Source organism: Deinococcus wulumuqiensis R12, assembly GCF_011067105.1.
Taxonomy (GTDB): Bacteria; Deinococcota; Deinococci; order Deinococcales; family Deinococcaceae; genus Deinococcus; species Deinococcus wulumuqiensis.
In genome coordinates, this window is sequence record NZ_CP049357.1 from 2,417,958 (window position 1) to 2,434,896 (window position 16,939).

Sequence of the window (16,939 nt, forward strand, 5' to 3'; positions counted from 1 at the left end):
CGGACGGCGGCGCCGCTGCTAGAGCAGTTCTCCGAATTACGTGATGCGCGGAACGGCACCCCGCATCACTCCATTCTCTCCTGCGGAGCTGCACCAGTCTGCTGCGCAGCTTTGCAAGTCCGCCCTGCTCAGTGTTTTGCACTCGCTCTCTGCGAGCTGTCCCAGTCCGCTCGCCAAAAAGACGTTGCGTCTTTTTGTCAAATACTCTAGAACCGCCCCATGTCCAAGTCCTCCAAGACCGGTAAGAGCGCGGCTCAGCCCCCTTCACTGACCGGGCGCCTGGACGCGCTGTGGCCCGACCTGGTACAGGGCGACCCGAAGGCCGTGCATGAAGCCCGCAAACTGACGAGGAAGGTGGCCGCCGAACTCGCCGTTTCGGGCGCCCCCAAAAAGGTCCGGCGGGCCTGGCGCGACCTGCGCCGCGCAGTAGCCCCGCTGCGTGACCACGATGTGGCCGGTGAGCACCTCGCCGCCGCCCTGAGTGAAGAGGGGCGCCCCCAACGCGAAATCACCGCCTTTCGCCGTGACTGGCAACGCCGCCGCGCCGCGCTGCTGGCCGGGGTGCTGTGGCCCGAGCCGCCGCCCGCCTTCGAGCGCCCCGACAAGTTCAAGCGCCGCACCCGCCGCGCCCTGGCCCACGAAGCGCAGACCCTGCTCGAAGACACGCCCGACGTGCTGAGCGCCGAAGACCCCGAAACCTGGCACGAGTGGCGCAAGGCGCTCAAGCACTACCGCTACACCCTGGAACTGCTCGGCGACCCGCCGGAGGAGCTGCTCGGCACCCTCGACGCCCTGGGCCGGATGCAGGACGCCGAAGTGGTGCGCGGCCTGCTGGAGGAGCACTCGCTGCTGCCTGACCAGCGTGAGGCGCTGCTGGCCCGCGAACTGGAGGCCCGCCAAACTGCGCAGGAGCAGGTGCGGGCACTGTGGCCGGAGTTGAAAGCCCACCTCAAGGAGCAGGTGGAGTAGGCGGCTTGTGGTGGCTCATACGGATTCCGCTTAATTCCTGCACAGTCGGGAAAGCGCCGCCTGTGCATCCATATCGCGGAATCACCTCGGGTGCGGCGAGGTTCGCGGTAGTGGGAAGGAAAAAATGCCGTGCAGAGCGCGGGAGCGGTCTCCGCCTTCCAGTCCTGCCCTCGTCATCGCGTGGATGTCCCCCCTCGCCGGATAGATTTCACTTCCGACCGCTTTCCACAGCGCCGAGCAAAAGGTCCCCCACAACATGGTTTGGGCCTCGGTTGAACACTCATTTGCCGCCGCACCCGAGGTGAATCCGTATTTTTTCCTACTCGCATCCGCTCGGATTGAATCTGAAACGACCAGATTCAATCGGAATCCGTATCAGTCGCCCAGCACCGCTGCCAGGCCGCCCGCGTACCCATCCTCCAGTCGCCGCCACTCGGCGGGGAAAGGCTGGGTGCGCGTCACGTCGTTGGGCACGACCACCAGCCGCATTCCGGCGGCGACGGCGGCGGTGGCCCCGTTGAAGGAGTCCTCCACGGCGAGGCACTCCTCTGGACGCAACCCCAGTCGTTCGGCGGCGAGCAGGTACAGTTCGGGGTCGGGCTTGACGCGGCGCACGTCGTCACGGGTCGCCATCACTTCAAAGAGGCCCAGCAGGTCGTGCTGCCGCATCCAGCCCGTGACCCACTCGCGGTCGCTGCTCGTCGCCAGGGCGAGGCGCAGCCCGGCGGCCTTCACGCCTTCCAGCACCGCCCGCACGCCGGGGCGCAGGTCCTGTTCGGCGATGTCCGAGACGATGGTGTCGTGCAGCCGTGAGCGCACGTTTTCCCGGTCGGCCTGCACGTGCCCCGGCAGCCCGGCCCAGGGGTCGAAGGCGTCCCAGGTGCCGATGCCGCGCTGCCAGTCGCTGAGAAGCAGTTCGCGGCCGTGTTCGCGGTAGAGCTGCTGCCAGTGGTGAAATTCGCGGGTTTCGGTGTCCAGAATGGTGCCGTCGAAGTCGAAGACGACGGCTCGCAGGCCCTGGGGAACGGTGACGGCAGAGGTCATGGCGGCAGTCTAGGCGCTGGCGGTCATGGCGCCATTCGCCGCCCTGAAGTCATCCTTGTGGTGGACGCCCGCAGCGTGACCCGCCCGTTACGCTGTGGAAACTATGACCGACTGGATTCAAAACCTGATGGACAGCATGGGCTACCTCGGCATCCTGCTGCTGATGGTGCTCGAAAACATTTTTCCGCCCATTCCCAGCGAACTCATCATGCCCTCGGCGGGCTTCGCGGCGGCGCGGGGGGACATGACGCTCGGCATGGTGATTCTGATGGGCACGCTCGGCAGTGTCATCGGCACGCTGCCGCTGTACTACATAGGCCGCGCCTTCGGTGAAGACAAACTGGTGGCCTGGGCCGACAAGCACGGCAAATGGCTGACCCTGAGCGGCAAGGACATCAGGAAGGCCGACGACTGGTTCGACCGTCACGGCAACAAGGCGGTGTTGTTCGGGCGCATGGTGCCGGGCATCCGCAGCCTGCTGAGCCTGCCTGCGGGCATGAGCGAAATGCCGCTGCCCAAGTTCCTCATCTACTCGGCCATCGGTTCGGCGCTGTGGAGTGCGGCGCTCGCCTACGCCGGGTACGCCCTGGGCGAAAACTACGACCGGGTCGAGCAGTACGTGGGGCCTGCCTCCAAAATCATCCTGGGCGTGGTCGTCGTGGGGGCCATCGTCTGGTTCATTCGGCGCAAGCGCGAGCAGGGGCAAGGCGGCTGACTCGACCCGCACCGCAGCGCGTATTCTGACGCCATGACCGACGCGCCCAAGCCTGAACACGACGCCCCGTTGGTGGCTCCCAACTTCATTACCGAAATCATTGAAAAAGACCTGGCGAGCGGCAAGTACCCCAAGATCGTGACCCGCTTTCCACCCGACCCCAGTGGCTACGCGCACCTGGGGCATGTCTTTGCCAGCCTGCTGGACTTCAACACGGCGCGGCAGTACGGCGGGCAGTTCAACCTGCGGATGGACGACACCAACCCCGAACTGGCCCAGCAGGAATTCGTGGACAGCATGGCGGACGACCTGAAGTGGCTGGGCCTGGACTGGGGCGAGCATTTCTACTACGCCAGCGACTATTTCGACCGTTACTACGAGTACGCTGAGCAACTGATCAGGCAGGGCGACGCCTACGTGGACAGCGTCAGCGCCGAGGAAATGTCGCGTCTACGCGGCAACGCCACCACCCCCGGCACGCCCAGCCCCTACCGTGAGCGCAGCGTGGAAGAAAACCTGGACCTGCTGCGCCGCATGAAGGCGGGCGAATTTGGAGACGGAGAACACGTCCTGCGGGCCAAAATCGACCTCTCCGCGCCGAACATCAAGCTGCGCGACCCGGTGCTGTACCGCATCGTCAATAAGCCACACTTTCGCACGGGCGACAAATGGAAGATTTACCCCGCCTACGACTTCGAGCACCCGCTGCAAGACGCCATCGAGGGCGTCACGCACTCCATGTGCAGCCTGGAATTCATCGACAACCGCGCCATCTACGACTGGCTGATGGAGAAACTGGGCTTCGACCCGCGCCCCCACCAGTACGAATTCGGGCGGCGCGGGCTGGAATACACCATTACCAGCAAGCGCAAGCTTCGGCAACTCGTGCAGCAGGGCAAAGTGAGCGGCTGGGACGACCCCCGTATGCCCACGCTCCGCGCCCAGCGCCGCTTGGGGGTGACGCCCGAAGCGATGCGGGCCTTTGCTTCCCAAATCGGCGTGAACCGCACCAACCGCACGGTGGACCTCGCCGTGTACGAAAACGCCGTGCGCGACGACCTCAACCACCGCGCCCCCCGCGTGATGGCGGTGCTGGAGCCTCTGCGCGTGACCCTCACCAACTTGGACGCGCCGCAGACCCTGAGCCTGCCCTACTGGCCCTACGACGTGGTGCGCGACTCGCCCGACGGCCTGGTCGCAATGCCCAGCGGCGAACGGGTCAACCCCGAACAGGCCGTACGCGACGTGATTTTGACCCGCGAAATCTACATTGAACGCAGCGACTTTGAGGCCGAGCCGCCTAAAGGTTTCAAGCGCCTGACCCCCGGCGGCACGGTGCGCCTGCGTGGGGCGGGCATCATCCGCGCCGATGAGGTGGAGACCGACGCAGACGGCACAATTACTCACATCAAGGCCACGCTGCTGGGCGAGGAAGCGGGCGCCAAGGGCGTGATTCACTGGGTCAGCGCCGAACATGCCCTGCCCGCCGAGTTCCGGCTGTATGACCGCCTGTTCCGCGTGCCGCACCCCGAAGGCGACAACGAAGAACTGGACGACGACAGCGCGGGGCCGTCCGAACATGACGCCGAGCACGAAGAAGCGCCCGTGAGCGAAGGCTTCATGCGCTACCTGACGCCGAACAGCCTGCAAGTTCGCCAGGGCTTCGTGGAGCCGAGCGTGGCGAACGACCCCGCAGACACCCGCTACCAGTTCGAGCGGCAGGGCTACTTCTGGCGCGACCCGGTGGACAGCCGCGAGGACGCCCTGGTCTTCGGGCGGATTATCACGTTGAAGGACACCTGGGCGAAGACTGCAAAAGCTGAAGCTATAAAGCTGACGGAGACGGCTTTCGTTGAAAAGAAGAAAGTGGAACGACCCTCTACCAAGGGGAGAGGGCCTAGCGAAGCTAGGGGTGAGGGGTCTTCTGACGCGCCCGCCAAAGCACACACGCCCACCCCCGAGCAGGAAGCCGAATTCAGCCGCCTGACCGCGCTGGGAGCCGCCGAGGGGGACGCCCGCACCGTCGCCAAAGACCCTGCGCTGCTGGCCTTTTTGACCGGCGCGGTGCAGGACGCCACCTTCGGGCAGGTCGCCTCGTGGACGGTCAACGAACTGGTGGCGGGGCTGCGTTCGGGCGCGGTGAAGGTGCAGGCCGCCGACCTCGCCCCGCTCGCCGCGCAGTACGCGGAAGGCCGCCTGCCTGCCCGCGTCGCCCGTGACGCCCTGGCCCGGGCCGCTGCCAGTGGCGAAGCGCCGCTGACCATCATCGAGCGCGAGGGCCTGAACGCGGGCCTGAGCGCCGAAGACTTGCAAAAAGCTGTGGTCGAAGTCCTGAGCGCCAACCCCGACAAGGTCGAAGCCTACCGGGACGGCAAGGTCGCGCTGCTGGGCTTTTTCACCGGGCAGGTGATGCGGGCCACCGGCGGCAAGGCCGACCCCCAGCAACTCGCGGCGGCGCTGAAAGACGCGCTGGCCTGAGCCATACAACTGGCTGCATAAATCTGCACTCGGCGCGGCTGGTCTCCCATGTTCCGGACTCTGTCCCGGCATGGTGGATGACCGCGCCATGATACGGATTCCGATTGAATCTGGTAGTTTCAGATTCAATCCGAGCGGATGCGAGTAGGAAAAAATACGGATTCTGCGATATGGATGCACAGGCGGCGCTTTCCCGACTGTGCAGGAATTAAGCGGAATCCGTAATGACTCTTTTTCTCAGTCCCCCGTCAGGAGGGTGCGCTAGCCTGCCTGCATGAAGTTGAAGTCTCTGTATCCTCTCGTGCTTGCCGCCCTCGCCTTCGGGGGCCAGGCATCGGCGCGTGACCTCGCCACTGTCAAGAAGTCCGGCAAGCTGATCGTGGCGACCGAGCCGACCTACCCCCCCTTCACCTACACCCAGGGCAAAAAGGTCGTGGGCTTCGAGGCCGAACTCGCCGAACTGCTCGCCAAGCAACTCGGGGTGAAGGTGGAGTGGAAGACCTCTTCGTTCGACACGCTGCTCATCGGGCTGGGACAGGGACGCTACGACATGGTGATCGCCTCGCACGGCATCACCCCCGAGCGCCAGAAGGCGGTGGACTTTTCCAGCCCCCACTACTGCTCGGGCGGCGTGCTGGTCAGCAAGTCCGGCGGCCCCAAGACCTTGACCGATATGAAGGGCAGGAAGCTCGCCGTGCAACTCGGCACCACCTACGCCACCCGCGCCCGCAGCCTGCCGGGGCTGGGCAAGATTCAGACCTACCCCAACAACACCGACGCCCTTCAGGCCCTGATGGCGGGCCGCACCGACGCCTACCTCACCGACCGCTTCGTGGCACTTGAGGCCCGCAAGAAGATGGGCGGCAAGCTGCAAATCGGGTCGCTGGTGTTTCAGGAAAAAATCGGCATCGCCTTCCAGAAGGGCAACAAGACCCTGCTCGCCGGGGTCAACAGCGCCCTGAAAAAAGCGCAGGCGGACGGCAGCTACGAGAAACTGTCGGAAAAGTACTTCGGCGAAGACATCCGCTGCCGCTGATACGGATTCCGATTGAATCTGGTAGTTTCAGATTCAATCCGACTTGCAAAGCTGCGCAGCAGAGCGGATGCGAGTAGGAAAAAATACGGATTCCGCGATATGGATGCACAGGCGGCGCTTTCCCGACTGTGCAGGAATGAAGCGGAATCCGTATGAGTACGCGGCAGGAAACGCCCCCGGCCATGTGTAGACCGGGGGCGTTTTCGCGTGCGGCTCAGCGCTTTTTCTTGCCCAGACCGAGCAGGCCCAGAATCAGCACGGTGGGCACCGCCAGAATCGCGGCGAAGGCGTTCCACACGGCGGCGGCGAGGCTGGGCAGCAGGCCGCCCGAGCGGGCCTTGGTCGCCCGGCCAGGACGCGGCACCGAAGGGCGGGGGGCCGGGGTCTTGCCCCCCGTCTTGATGATGCGGCCCCGGTGGTCCTTGATGGGCTTGCCCTGACGCAGCGCGGCGGCCTGGGCTTCGCGCTCCTGCTGGCCCATGCCGTGGTCCACGTCGGCGCCGCTTTCGCTCAGCGCGGCTTTCTTGGCCGGGTTGCCCGCTCCGCCCGCGTGGGTGCCGAATTTCTGCGAGTAGACCCAGGTGGCCTCGGCGCCGAAGAAGAAGATCATGGCGCTGTAGTAGATCCAGGCCAGCAGCGCGACCAGCACCCCGGCGGCCCCGAAGGCACTGCCCGGCGCGGCGCGGCCAAAGTAGATGCCGATCAGGATTTGACCGATGGAAAACAGCACGGCGGTAATCGCGCCGCCGACCAGCACCTCGCGCCACTCCAGCTTGACGGCGGGCAGGAACTTGAAGATGGCAGCGAACACGGGCGTCAGCAGCAGTGCCGAGAGCAGGAAAGTGCCGACCCGCACCAGCACGGCCCCGATGCCCAGCGAGTCGCCCAGGGTGTGCGCCAGCGCCGAGAGCCAGGTGTTCAGCGCCAGAAACAGCATCAGCACCAGCCCGATCAGCAGAATCATCAGGAAGGACACCACGCGCGTCTTGACAATGTTGGCGATGCCCTGCGGCGGGGCCGGGTCGGCGCCCCACATGGAGTTCAGGGCGTCCTGAAGCTGCACGAACAGCCCGGTGGCACCCATGAACGTCACCACGAAGGCGACCAGGGTAGCGATGACCGAGCCGCGCTGAAGGCCTTCCTGGTTGCTGACGAGGTTGCGCAGGAATTCGGCGGCGTCTCCGCCCACGCTCTGCGCGACGCTGCCTTCCGGCCCGAACAGCTTGTCCACCACCGCCGGGTCGCTCAGGAAAAATCCCGCGATGGCGACCGCGAACAGCAGCAGCGGGGCGAGACTGGAAATGGCGTAGTACGAAATGGCCGCCGCGAGCCGGGGGGCCTTGTCCTGACCGAAGGCTTTGGCCGAGTCACCCATCAGGCCAAACAGGTCACCGGCCTTGAACTTCTGCGGCGGCGCGGCGGACAGGCCGCTGGCGGGCGGCAGCGGGGAAGGAGTTCGGACCGTCATACCGCGCAGTGTAAAGGCGCGGCCCGGGCGGTTGATACGCTGAGCGTATGCAAAACATTCCCGAAGGCTTTACCCAGACCCTGACGGTCACGGTGACAGCCGACATGACGGTGGACTTCGGCGAACTCGGGCAGGTTCACCCGGTCTACGCGACGTACTGGATGGCGAAACACTTTGAGGAAGCCGGGCGCAAGATCATCCTGCCTTTTCTGGAAGACGGCGAGGGCGGTATCGGGGCGCAGGTGGACGTGACCCACACCGCCTCGGCGCTGCCCGGCATGACGGTGACGGTCACGGCGACGCTGGACCGGGTGGAGGGCCGCCGCATTTACGCGACCATGCGGGCCGTGAACGAACTGGGCGACGAAATCGGCCACGGCGCCACCACCCAGGTCTTGCTCCCGCAGACCAGAATCGACGCGGGCTTCGACGACCTGCGCCGCCGCTGGGCCGAAGCCCAGGAGCAGGGCTGATGCGGATTCGCGCCGTGTTCTTCGCCCGCCTCAGGCGCGAGCTGGGCATGGAAGAACTGACCCTGGACGTGCCCGACGGCGCCGACGTGCGGGCGGTGGCCGAGCAACTCGGGCGCGAACATGGCCTGAACCTGCGCGGCTGCATGGTGGCGGTCAACGAAACCTACGCCCGCCCCGAACACCTCCTGCAAGCCGGTGACGAGGTGGCCTTCCTGCCACCGGTGGCGGGCGGCGCCCCGGATGCCGGGGAGGACACCCACTGCCGCGTCACTGCCGACGCGCTGAGCCTGAGCGCCGCCGACGCCTTTCTGGTGCGGCCCGAATGCGGCGCCCAGGCGTACTTCGTGGGCACGGTGCGCTCGCCCAACCAGGGCCAGGTCGTCGAGTACATCGACTACGAAGCCTTCGCCCCGATGGCCGAAAAGGTGATGCGTGAAGCCGCCGCCCTCGCTCGTGAGCGCCACGGCGAGCTGCGGGTGTGGCTTGAACACCGCACCGGTCGCCTCGCCCCCGCCGTCGCCAGCATCGTCATCGGCGTCGCCAGCCCGCACCGCCGCGCCGCCCTCGAAGCCTGCGACTTTCTGATCGAGCACCTCAAAATCGAGCTTCCGGTCTGGAAACACGAGGTCGATGGACGCGGCGAACACTGGGTGCCGGGCACGGCAGGGCACGACACGCTGTGAGGCACCGGTAGAAATACCGTTCTGGACAGCAAAAACAGCCGCCCCTGCATCGACTTGACAGGGGCTGCATACCGCACTATTCTTTCCTTATCACCGTCCGCAAGGGCGGCTTTTTTTGTGCCCCGTGTGTGGTGCCCTGGGAAGGCTTGGTCGGCTAAAGACAGAAAATGTCGTGTCATACGGATTCCGCTTAATTCCTGCACAGTCGGGAAAGCGCCGCCTGTGCATCCATATCGCGAAATCCGTATTTTTTCCTACTCCTTTCAGTCGGATTGAATCCAGAAATCTGCTGGATTCAATCGGAATCCGTATCAGCCGATCAAAACATGCCCAAATGTATAGCCTTGACAAAGGGTGAATACCCCGGTATTCTTTGTCTATCACCGTCCGCGAAGGGCGGATTTTTCGTTTTGGTTTTCGCCCGGATTCGGCGGACAGCAAAGAAGCAACTGGCTCGTGCGCCCTGAATAATCGGCCTGACTTCCAGCGCCGTCTTCTCTGTGCCAGTGGGCAAAAATCCGGATGCGTTTATGGGCTTGACAACGCGCGTATACCGCACTATTCTTTCTCTATCACCGTCCGAGAGGGCGGCTTTTTTATTTGTCCCCTCCTGCTGCCGCTCAGGTCGAGCGCGGGTTCACGTCCACGCGCAGGCGGGCGCCCCAGGTGCGGGTGTCGAGGACGGCGAGCAGGGCAGACAGGCGGGCGTCGTTGCGGGCGCGCAGGAGAAGCTGGTACACATACGCCCCACGCACCCGGGCGACGGCGGCGGGGGCCGGACCAAGCACCTCGGCGGCGGTCGCTCCGGCCCCGTGCAGCGCGTCGGCCAGGGCCTGAGCCGCCACCCTGGCCCGCTCCCGGTCACGGGCCGCCACTTCGATTTGCGCGAGGCGGGCGTGGGGCGGGTAGAACAGTTCGGCGCGGACACGCTCCTCGGCGGCGGGGTAGGCCAGGGCGTCGCGGCCCGTTTCCAGCACCCTGAGCGCGGGGTGCTCGCCCTGAAAGGTCTGCACCAGCAGCAGCGGGGCGCGGGCGGGGTGCCACTCGGCCAGCTGCCGCAGCAGCCGGTGGTAGCGCTCGGAAGCGCGGAAATCCGACACGCCCAGCCAGGTGTCGGCCAGCGTGACGCCGATCAGCGCGAGATTGGGCGGACACGGCTGCGACAGCAGAAGCTGCGTGCCGACCACCACCCCCGCCTCGCCCTCTTGCAGCGGGGTCAGGTCGTCCTGGCGGTCCTTGTCGAGCCGGTAGACCGGAAACCCGGGCAGCAGCTTCTGCACCTCGGCGGCAATCCACTCGGTGCCGGGACCGCGCGCCTTCCACATCTGTTCGCCGCACTGGTCACAGCGGTCCGGCACGCTCTGGCGGTGACCGCACTGGTGGCAGGCGAGCTGCCGGGTGTCCTGATGAAACCGCAGCGGCACGTCGCAGTTGGGGCAACCCGGCACATGGTCGCAGCGCGGGCAGCGCAGCAGCGCCGAGTAGCCGCGCCGGGGAGCGAGCAGCGCCGCCTGCCTGCCGCGTTCCTGCACCTGCCGCAGCAGCCGGGCGAGGTCGTGGCTGATGGGATAGCCCAGGTCGCCGGGCGTGAGGTGAACGCTGGACAGCGGGCCGAGTTCGGGTTGCTCCGGGGGCTTGGCGTAGTCCACCACATGCACGCGGGCACGTGGCGGCGGCAGCACCAGCCCCGGCAGCGGCACACTTTCCACCGCCGGAACGCTGCCCACCACCCCCAGCGCCGCGCCCCAGCTCTGCGCCACCCGCGCCGCCACGTCGGGCACGAAGGCGCGGGACCCGGAGAGCAGCTTGTGGGCGTCCGAGCCTTCTTCGAGCACCAGCAGCAGCCCCAGGTCTGGCAGCGGGGCGGTCAGGGCCAGGGCGCTGCCGACGACCAGCCGGACCTCGCCCGCCCGAATCTGCCGCCACGTTTCTTCACGCTGCCGGGGCGAGAGCTGCCCGCTGAGCAGCGCGGCGCGGGTGCCCGCGAGTTCGGCCAGGCCTCCCAGTCCGGCCCAGGCGCGGCGCAGGCTGGCGTGGTCGGGCGCGACGACCAGCACCCCGCGTCCCTGCGACAGCAGGCGGGCCACCCGGGGCGCGAGCGTGGCAAACCGCGACGCGGGCCGCCCGCCGTGCAGCCGCCAGTGCCTTTCCTCGGTCAGCGGGTCGGCGGTCAGCGGGGTCAGGTCGTCCAGCGGTGGCCCGTTCCACAGCGGCGCGGCGGGCAACTCGGGGGCGGGGGCCGGACCCTGGGCCTGCACCGCCCAGCCTCGGGCGAGCAGACCTGAGACCGCCGAGGGACGAACGCCCGCACCGCTCGCCCACGCGCTGAGCGTTTCCACCGGGCCGTGTTCGCGCAGCCAGGTCCACGCGGGGGGCGGCGGCACCGGGACGAAGGTGTAGTCGGCCCCGCCCCCTTCCATCAGGCGGCGCACCTCGGCGGGGCGCACCCCGGCGGCGGCGGCCCAGGCCGCAGGCGAGGACACCGGGCCGTGTTCGCGCAGCCAGGTCCAGGCGGGGGGCGGGGGCACGGCACGCGGCGTTTCCCGCGCCCAGCCCGCCTCGGCCACTTTGCGAACCACCGCCAGGCCGACGCCGGACCCGCTGGCCCAGGCGTTCAGACCCGGCACTGGCCCGTGCAAGCGCAGCCAGTCGTGGGCCTGTGCCTGCTTGGCCGTCAGCGCGGTTTCGCCGGTCACGGCTTCCCAGTGCAGCGGCGAGCGCACCTCCGGGTCGGCGTCCTGCCAGGGCCGGGCGGCCACCATCACCTGCGTGCGGGCGGCGGGCGGCACGTCGTCCAGGGCGCGGGCCTCGATGCGGCTGACCTGCGGCACGACCGGGGAAAAGCGTTCGTCGAGCAGCCCCTGCTCGCGCACCGCGTCCAGCAGCAGCGGCGGGTAGAGGTCGGCGCGGCTCCAGTCGGCTCCGGGCAGCGTGTCCCCGTAGGGCGCGAGGTCGGCCCCCGCCACGGCCCGGACTTCGTGGACATGCGACAGTTCCCAGCCGGTGCCGAGCAGGTCGTCCCACACCAGACCGGGGGGCAGGTGGGCCTCGTGCGCCCACCCGGACATGCCGCGCACGGTGGCGGGCGGCACCCAGGGAGAGTCGGGCGGGTCGAGCAGGGCCAGCGCCTCGCGCAGTCGGTGACGGCCCGCGCCGTTGCCTGCCCCGACCACCAGCCCCACCTGCACCTCGCCCCCGCGCCAGGGCACCACCACCCGGCAGCCCAGCGGCACCTGCGAAAGCGATGTGCCGTGCGGCGGCAGAAAGTCGAGCGCGGCGATGGGCAGCGGCACGCACACCTGCCACGTCTGGTCGGCAGGCGCGGCGTCGTGCTGCACGGCTTTTTCCTCTTCCGCTCTGGACGGTGGGGCGGGTGGGTCAGTCCAGAGGGTCACTGCCCCAGGCTAGCGCGGCGGGTGGAAAAAGGAAGCGAGGGGGTCACACTCCCGTCATGTCTTTCCGACAGACTGAAAGCATGTGTAGACGCCTCTTGCCCCTGCTGCTGCTGAGCCTGACCGCCTGTGCGCCCAAAGTGTCGGGTGAGGCGGCGACTCAAACCATGCGGGCGGGCGACCTGGAAATTACCGTCTCCGCGCCCAAGTGGGTCACGCGGCAAGAGTTTTACCCGCTGAAGGTGACGTATACGAACAAGGGAAAACGGACGCTGAACCTGTCCGACCCGCTGGACTGTGCCTATATCTGGGGAGCAGAGCAGATAGAAAGCGGCAAAGCGCCCAAGCCAAGAACAACTTACGCTTGCCCTACCATCCCCGCCGCCTTAAAAACGTTGGCTCCCAACGAAAGCCACGCGGGCGAATATCACGTCATCATCAGCGGTTATCCGGCAGGTGAGTACCGTCTCACGCCTGAGCAATTGCGGCAGCTTAGCCCAGCGGAGCACCGAGCCAAAGCAGCCAGGCTGCCGCTCACGCCTCCGCCGCAGGAAATCCGCTTTCAGATTCGCTAATACGGATTCCGATTGAATCTGGTAGTTTCAGATTCAATCTGACTTGCAAAGCTGCGCAGCAGAGCGGATGCGAGTAGGAAAAAATACGGATTCTGCGATATGGATGCACAGGCGGCGCCTTCCCAACTGTATAGGCCCGACTGTGCAGGAATTAAGCGGAATCCGTATAACGCTAGACTTTCCCTATGACTGACCCCGCCCCTCAGGCCATGTCGGTAGCCGAGTACCTGCGCCGCGAACGCGCTGGCGACGTAAAGCACGAGTATGTCGGCGGCTTCATTTATCCGCTGCACGCTCAGGCGGGGGGCAGCGGCACACATTCGCGTATCGCTGGGCGCATTCAAGTGGCCCTTCATGCCGCGGCCGAGGCGCGAGACTGCCGCCTGTATCAGGAAGGAATGCAACTGCACATTCCCGCCAGCAACAGCTTTTTTTACCCCGACGTGATGCTGGCGTGCGACCACGACCCACCCAGCGAGTTTTACGAAACGCTGCCCTGCCTGCTGGTGGAAGTGCTGTCGCCCAGCACCGCGCACAATGACCGCCGCGACAAATACCGCGCCTACACCGCTTTGCCCAGCCTGCACACCTACCTGATTGTCTCGCAGACCGAGCGGTATGTGGTGGCCTACGAGCGCCAAGCGGACGGCGGCTGGGCCATGCGTGAACTTCGCAATCAGGGCGAGGTGGACATCCCCTGCCTGGGCCTGACCCTGACGCTGGAGCAGATGTACGGGCGACTGGTGGCTGCCGACAGTGAATGACGGCCCTTAAGCCTCAACCCGCGCCACCTTCACCCACCACTGCGGAAACTGCGCCGCCAGCGCCCCTGCTGCAGCCTGTGCCTGCGCCTCGTCCCGCGCCAGCCCGAAGCAGGTCGCACCCGAACCCGACATCAGCACCGAATGTAGGCCCGCGTCGGCCAGCGCCTCCAGCGTGGTCAGGACACTGGGAAAGTGCGCCAGTACGCCCGCTTGCAGCGAGTTGAAATAGGGCACTTCTACGCCGCTGGCCAGCGCCTGCCGAATCGCGTCCAGCCTTAGGGGAGAGCTGAAATCGCCCGTCTCGTCCAGCCAGCGGTAAGCGTCGCCCGCGCTGATTTCCGCGCCCGCGTTTGCCAGAACCAAATGCACGGGCGGCAGGTCGTGAATGGGGGTCAACCGTTCGCCCACGCCCTGCGCCAGCGCCGCGCCGCCCAGCAGGAAGAACGGCACGTCGGCCCCCAGCGAGAGCGCCAGCGCGGGCAAATCCACGTCTGAAGGGTAAAGTTCCGCCAGGGCCAGCAGCGTGCTCGCCGCGTCGCTGCTGCCTCCCCCCAGCCCGGACGCGAGCGGCAGCCGCTTGTGCAGCACGATGTCGGCTCCCCCCGTCACCCCCGCCGCGTCCAGGTAAGCGCGGGCGGCGCGGTACACCAGATTGCGCTCGTCGGTCGGCAGGTCGGCGCCCTCCACCCGCAGGGTCAGCGCCTCGGCGGGCCGAATCTCCAGCTCGTCGCCCACGGTCAGCGGCACCATCAGGCTGTGCAGGTCGTGGTAGCCGTTCTCGCGCACGCCGAGCACCGAGAGGCCGAGGTTGATTTTGGCGGGTGCAAAAAAACGGGTCATGCTTCGTCCAGGGTACGGGCCAGCGCCTGCGCCAGCGCGAGGTCGCCGGGCGTCGTCACCTTGAACAGTCGGGCGTCGCCCGGCACCAGCCGCACCCGCACCCCGAGGCGGGCGAGCAGTCCGGCGTCGTCGGTGGCGGCAAATCCGTCTCGTGCGGCCTGCCGGTGCGCATCCAGCAGCGCGGCGCGGTCAAAGCCCTGCGGGGTCTGCACCGCCCACAGCCCCTCACGCGGGGTCAGTTCGCCCCAGTCGCCCGCCGCGCTCTGGCGCACCAGGGTGTCGGCCACCGGGAGGGCCACCGTCGCCGCGCCGGTTTCGGGGACAGCTTCGAGCAGCGCCAGAAGGACGTGTTCCGGCAAAAAGGGCCGCGCCGCGTCGTGAACGAGCACCGTGTCGGCGTCCGTCGCTTCCAGCAGGCGCCGCACGCTCTCCTGCCGGGTGTCCCCGCCGACGACGGCGCGGGCCGGGAGACCGGGGGGAAGCTCCAGACCTTCCGGCAAAGCGACGATGACCTCGTTCACATACGGGGCCAGGGCCGCCACGCTGCGCGCGAGCAGGCTTTTGCCGCGCACTTCCACGAACGCCTTCGGCCCCAGGCCCAGCCGCGTGCCGGACCCGGCGGCGGGAATCAGCGCGGCGGTGCGCTTCCTTTCCCCTGTCCTCACGCGTCCTCCCGCCAGCGCCGGAAGCCCGGCAGGTCCAGTCCGAACTGGTCGAGCACCCGCGCGGTGACGAAGCCCAGCAGCTCGCCCAGCGACTCCGGCGCGTGGTAAAAGCCCGGCGAGGCCGACATGAGTGTGGCCCCGGCGTCGTGGGCGGCCAGCATGTTCTGCAGCATCGGGCGGGGCATGGGGTCCTCGCGCACGACCAGCACGAGTGGGCGGCGCTCCTTGAGGGTGACGTGGGCGGCGCGGGAAATCAGGTTGTCGGCAAAGCCGTGCGCGACCTTGGCGAGCGTGCCCGCGCTGCACGGCACCACCACCATGCCGCCGGTGCGGAAGCTGCCGCTGGCGACGCTGGCGGCGAGGTCGCGGTCATCGTGGACCACGCTGGCGAGGGCGGTCAGGTCGGAAAGTTGCGGCCCCCCCTCCGCCGACATCACCCGTTTGGCGCCGCTGCTGACGATCAGGTGCGTTTCCATGTCCAGTGTGTGCAGCGCCCGCAGCAGGTCGAGCGCGTAGGGAATCCCGCTGCCGCCCGACACGCCGACCACCAGTCGCCGCTCCCCCGTCGGGGTCACAGGGCGTACCCCCGCCCGCCCACAATGACGGCGGTTTCACGGGCGATCATCAGTTCCTCGTTGGTGGGAATGACGAGTGCCAGCGGGTCTCTCGCTTCTCCCTGGCCCGACTTCTTCTGGCCCGACTTCTTCTGGACCGACTTAGAAATCACGCCCGCCTCGCCGCGCGGCAGGTGGTCGTTGGCGTGCTCGTCGAGTTCCAGCCCCAGCACGCCCAGCCGCCGCAGCGTCATCGCCCGGACCGTGCGGCTGTTTTCCCCGATGCCGCCGGTAAACACCACGCCGTCCAGCCGCCCCAGCGCCACCGCCATGCCCGCCACCTGCTTGGCGAGGCGGTAGACGAACACGTCCAGCGCCAGCCGCGCTCCGGCGTGGCCCTTCGTTGCCGCTTCCTCCAGTTCGCGCAGGTCGTTGGTCAGTCCGGAGAGGCCCAGCAGCCCGCTTTCCTTGTTCAGCGCCGCCGTGATTTCGCTCAGGCTCAGCCCCGCCTGCCGCGCCAGATAGTCGTGGAGGCCGGGGTCCACGTCGCCGCTGCGCGTGCCCATGACGAGGCCCTCCAGCGGGGTCAGGCCCATGCTGGTGTCCACGCTGCGCCCGCCCGCCACGGCGCACACGCTCGCGCCGTTGCCCAGGTGCGCCGTGACCAGATTCAGCTCCGGCAGGGGCCGCCCGAGCAACTCTGCCGCCTTGCCCGCCACATACGCGTGGCTGGTGCCGTGAAAGCCGTAGCGCCGCACCCCGTGCTGCCGGTACCACGTCTGCGGCACGGCGTAGCGGTAGGCGACCTCGGGCATGGTCTGGTGAAAGGCGGTGTCGAACACGCCCACGTGCGGCAACTCTGGAAACGCCCCCTGCGCGGCCTCGATGCCGACGATGTTCGCCGGGTTGTGCAGCGGCGCCAGCGGCACGCAGGCCCGCACCGCGTCCAGCACCTCGGGGGTCAGCAGCACCGGGGCGCTGAAGCGTTCGCCCCCGTGCACGATGCGGTGCCCCACCGCCCGCACCTCCTGCCGGATGCCCAGCGCGTCCAGCTCGCGCAGCACCTCATTCAGCGCCTCGGCGTAGCTGCCGCCGCCCAGCGAGCGGCTGACCTTCTCGCCGCCGCGTTCCAGCCGAATGGTCGCTTCCCCGCCGCCCAGCCGCTCGGCCAAGCCGGAAAGCCGCACCTCGCCGGAGGCCGGGTTCAGGAGCGCGAACTTGAGACTGCTGGAGCCGCTGTTGAGAACGAGGGTCCACATGGGGTGAGTGTACCGGGGGCAGGG

The 16,939-nt window shown here is 67.5% G+C and carries 15 protein-coding genes; 8 read left to right on the forward strand and 7 right to left on the reverse strand.

Going from position 1 to position 16,939, the window contains the following annotated elements; genetic code table 11:
• Window positions 1–219: 219 nt before the first annotated feature.
• Window positions 220–969, forward strand: coding sequence for a CHAD domain-containing protein (locus G6R31_RS11755; RefSeq protein WP_017870361.1), 750 nt, complete (start codon window positions 220–222; stop codon window positions 967–969).
• Between the two features lie 375 nt (window positions 970–1,344).
• Here G6R31_RS11755 and G6R31_RS11760 read toward each other — a convergent pair whose 3' ends face one another.
• On the reverse strand, window positions 1,345–2,013 hold the full coding sequence (locus G6R31_RS11760; protein WP_017871579.1) for an HAD family hydrolase: 669 nt from the start codon (window positions 2,011–2,013) through the stop codon (window positions 1,345–1,347).
• Between the two features lie 103 nt (window positions 2,014–2,116).
• Between G6R31_RS11760 and G6R31_RS11765 the strand changes: the two genes are divergently transcribed.
• The 3 genes from G6R31_RS11765 to G6R31_RS11775 all read left to right on the forward strand — a co-directional run bounded on the left by G6R31_RS11765 (window position 2,117) and on the right by G6R31_RS11775 (window position 6,242).
• Window positions 2,117–2,728 carry a DedA family protein gene (locus G6R31_RS11765; protein WP_017871578.1) on the forward strand — a complete coding sequence of 204 codons (612 nt, stop codon included), beginning with the start codon at window positions 2,117–2,119 and terminating at the stop codon, window positions 2,726–2,728.
• A gap of 33 nt (window positions 2,729–2,761) precedes the next feature.
• Window positions 2,762–5,206, forward strand: a complete 2,445-nt coding sequence (locus G6R31_RS11770) for a glutamine--tRNA ligase/YqeY domain fusion protein (RefSeq protein ID WP_017871577.1) — start codon at window positions 2,762–2,764, stop codon at window positions 5,204–5,206.
• 274 nt (window positions 5,207–5,480) lie between these two features.
• On the forward strand, window positions 5,481–6,242 hold the full coding sequence (locus G6R31_RS11775; protein ID WP_017871576.1) for an ABC transporter substrate-binding protein: 762 nt from the start codon (window positions 5,481–5,483) through the stop codon (window positions 6,240–6,242).
• Window positions 6,243–6,456: 214 nt separating this feature from the next.
• Here the strand turns inward: G6R31_RS11775 and G6R31_RS11780 are convergent, their stop codons facing one another.
• On the reverse strand, window positions 6,457–7,710 hold the full coding sequence (locus G6R31_RS11780; protein WP_017871575.1) for a YihY/virulence factor BrkB family protein: 1,254 nt from the start codon (window positions 7,708–7,710) through the stop codon (window positions 6,457–6,459).
• 47 nt (window positions 7,711–7,757) lie between these two features.
• On the opposite strand from G6R31_RS11780, the gene G6R31_RS11785 reads away from it, so the two are divergent.
• Together G6R31_RS11785 and moaD are read left to right on the forward strand one after the other, a co-directional pair.
• A complete protein-coding gene (locus G6R31_RS11785; RefSeq protein WP_017871574.1) occupies window positions 7,758–8,183 on the forward strand; it encodes a thioesterase family protein in 426 nt (141 codons plus the stop codon).
• Window positions 8,183–8,866 (forward strand): molybdopterin converting factor subunit 1, encoded by a 684-nt coding sequence (gene moaD, locus G6R31_RS11790; protein ID WP_017871573.1) that lies wholly within the window; start codon window positions 8,183–8,185, stop codon window positions 8,864–8,866. Before G6R31_RS11785 ends, moaD begins: the two co-directional genes overlap by 1 nt.
• A gap of 620 nt (window positions 8,867–9,486) precedes the next feature.
• Here the strand turns inward: moaD and priA are convergent.
• Entirely contained in the window at window positions 9,487–12,261 is a 2,775-nt protein-coding gene (gene priA / locus G6R31_RS11795; protein ID WP_029732788.1) for a replication restart helicase PriA, read from the reverse strand.
• A gap of 95 nt (window positions 12,262–12,356) precedes the next feature.
• Here priA and G6R31_RS11800 point away from each other — a divergent pair, with 95 nt between their 5' ends.
• Window positions 12,357–12,833: a hypothetical protein gene (locus tag G6R31_RS11800; protein WP_025567542.1), complete on the forward strand. Its 477-nt coding sequence runs from the start codon at window positions 12,357–12,359 to the stop codon at window positions 12,831–12,833.
• Between the two features lie 185 nt (window positions 12,834–13,018).
• Window positions 13,019–13,597 carry a Uma2 family endonuclease gene (locus G6R31_RS11805; protein WP_017871570.1) on the forward strand — a complete coding sequence of 193 codons (579 nt, stop codon included), beginning with the start codon at window positions 13,019–13,021 and terminating at the stop codon, window positions 13,595–13,597.
• Between the two features lie 6 nt (window positions 13,598–13,603).
• Here G6R31_RS11805 and G6R31_RS11810 read toward each other — a convergent pair whose 3' ends face one another.
• The 4 genes from G6R31_RS11810 to G6R31_RS11825 are packed head-to-tail and all read right to left on the reverse strand — an operon-like array spanning window position 13,604 to window position 16,915.
• Window positions 13,604–14,437: a 4-(cytidine 5'-diphospho)-2-C-methyl-D-erythritol kinase gene (locus G6R31_RS11810; protein ID WP_017871569.1), complete on the reverse strand. Its 834-nt coding sequence runs from the start codon at window positions 14,435–14,437 to the stop codon at window positions 13,604–13,606.
• Entirely contained in the window at window positions 14,434–15,102 is a 669-nt protein-coding gene (gene ispD, locus G6R31_RS11815; RefSeq protein ID WP_017871568.1) for a 2-C-methyl-D-erythritol 4-phosphate cytidylyltransferase, read from the reverse strand. Before ispD ends, G6R31_RS11810 begins: the two co-directional genes overlap by 4 nt.
• Window positions 15,099–15,677: a UbiX family flavin prenyltransferase gene (locus tag G6R31_RS11820; protein WP_029732789.1), complete on the reverse strand. Its 579-nt coding sequence runs from the start codon at window positions 15,675–15,677 to the stop codon at window positions 15,099–15,101. The genes ispD and G6R31_RS11820 overlap by 4 nt, the downstream gene beginning before the upstream one ends.
• Window positions 15,674–16,915, reverse strand: a complete 1,242-nt coding sequence (locus G6R31_RS11825) for an acetate kinase (RefSeq protein ID WP_017871566.1) — start codon at window positions 16,913–16,915, stop codon at window positions 15,674–15,676. The genes G6R31_RS11820 and G6R31_RS11825 overlap by 4 nt, the downstream gene beginning before the upstream one ends.
• Window positions 16,916–16,939: the final 24 nt, after the last annotated feature.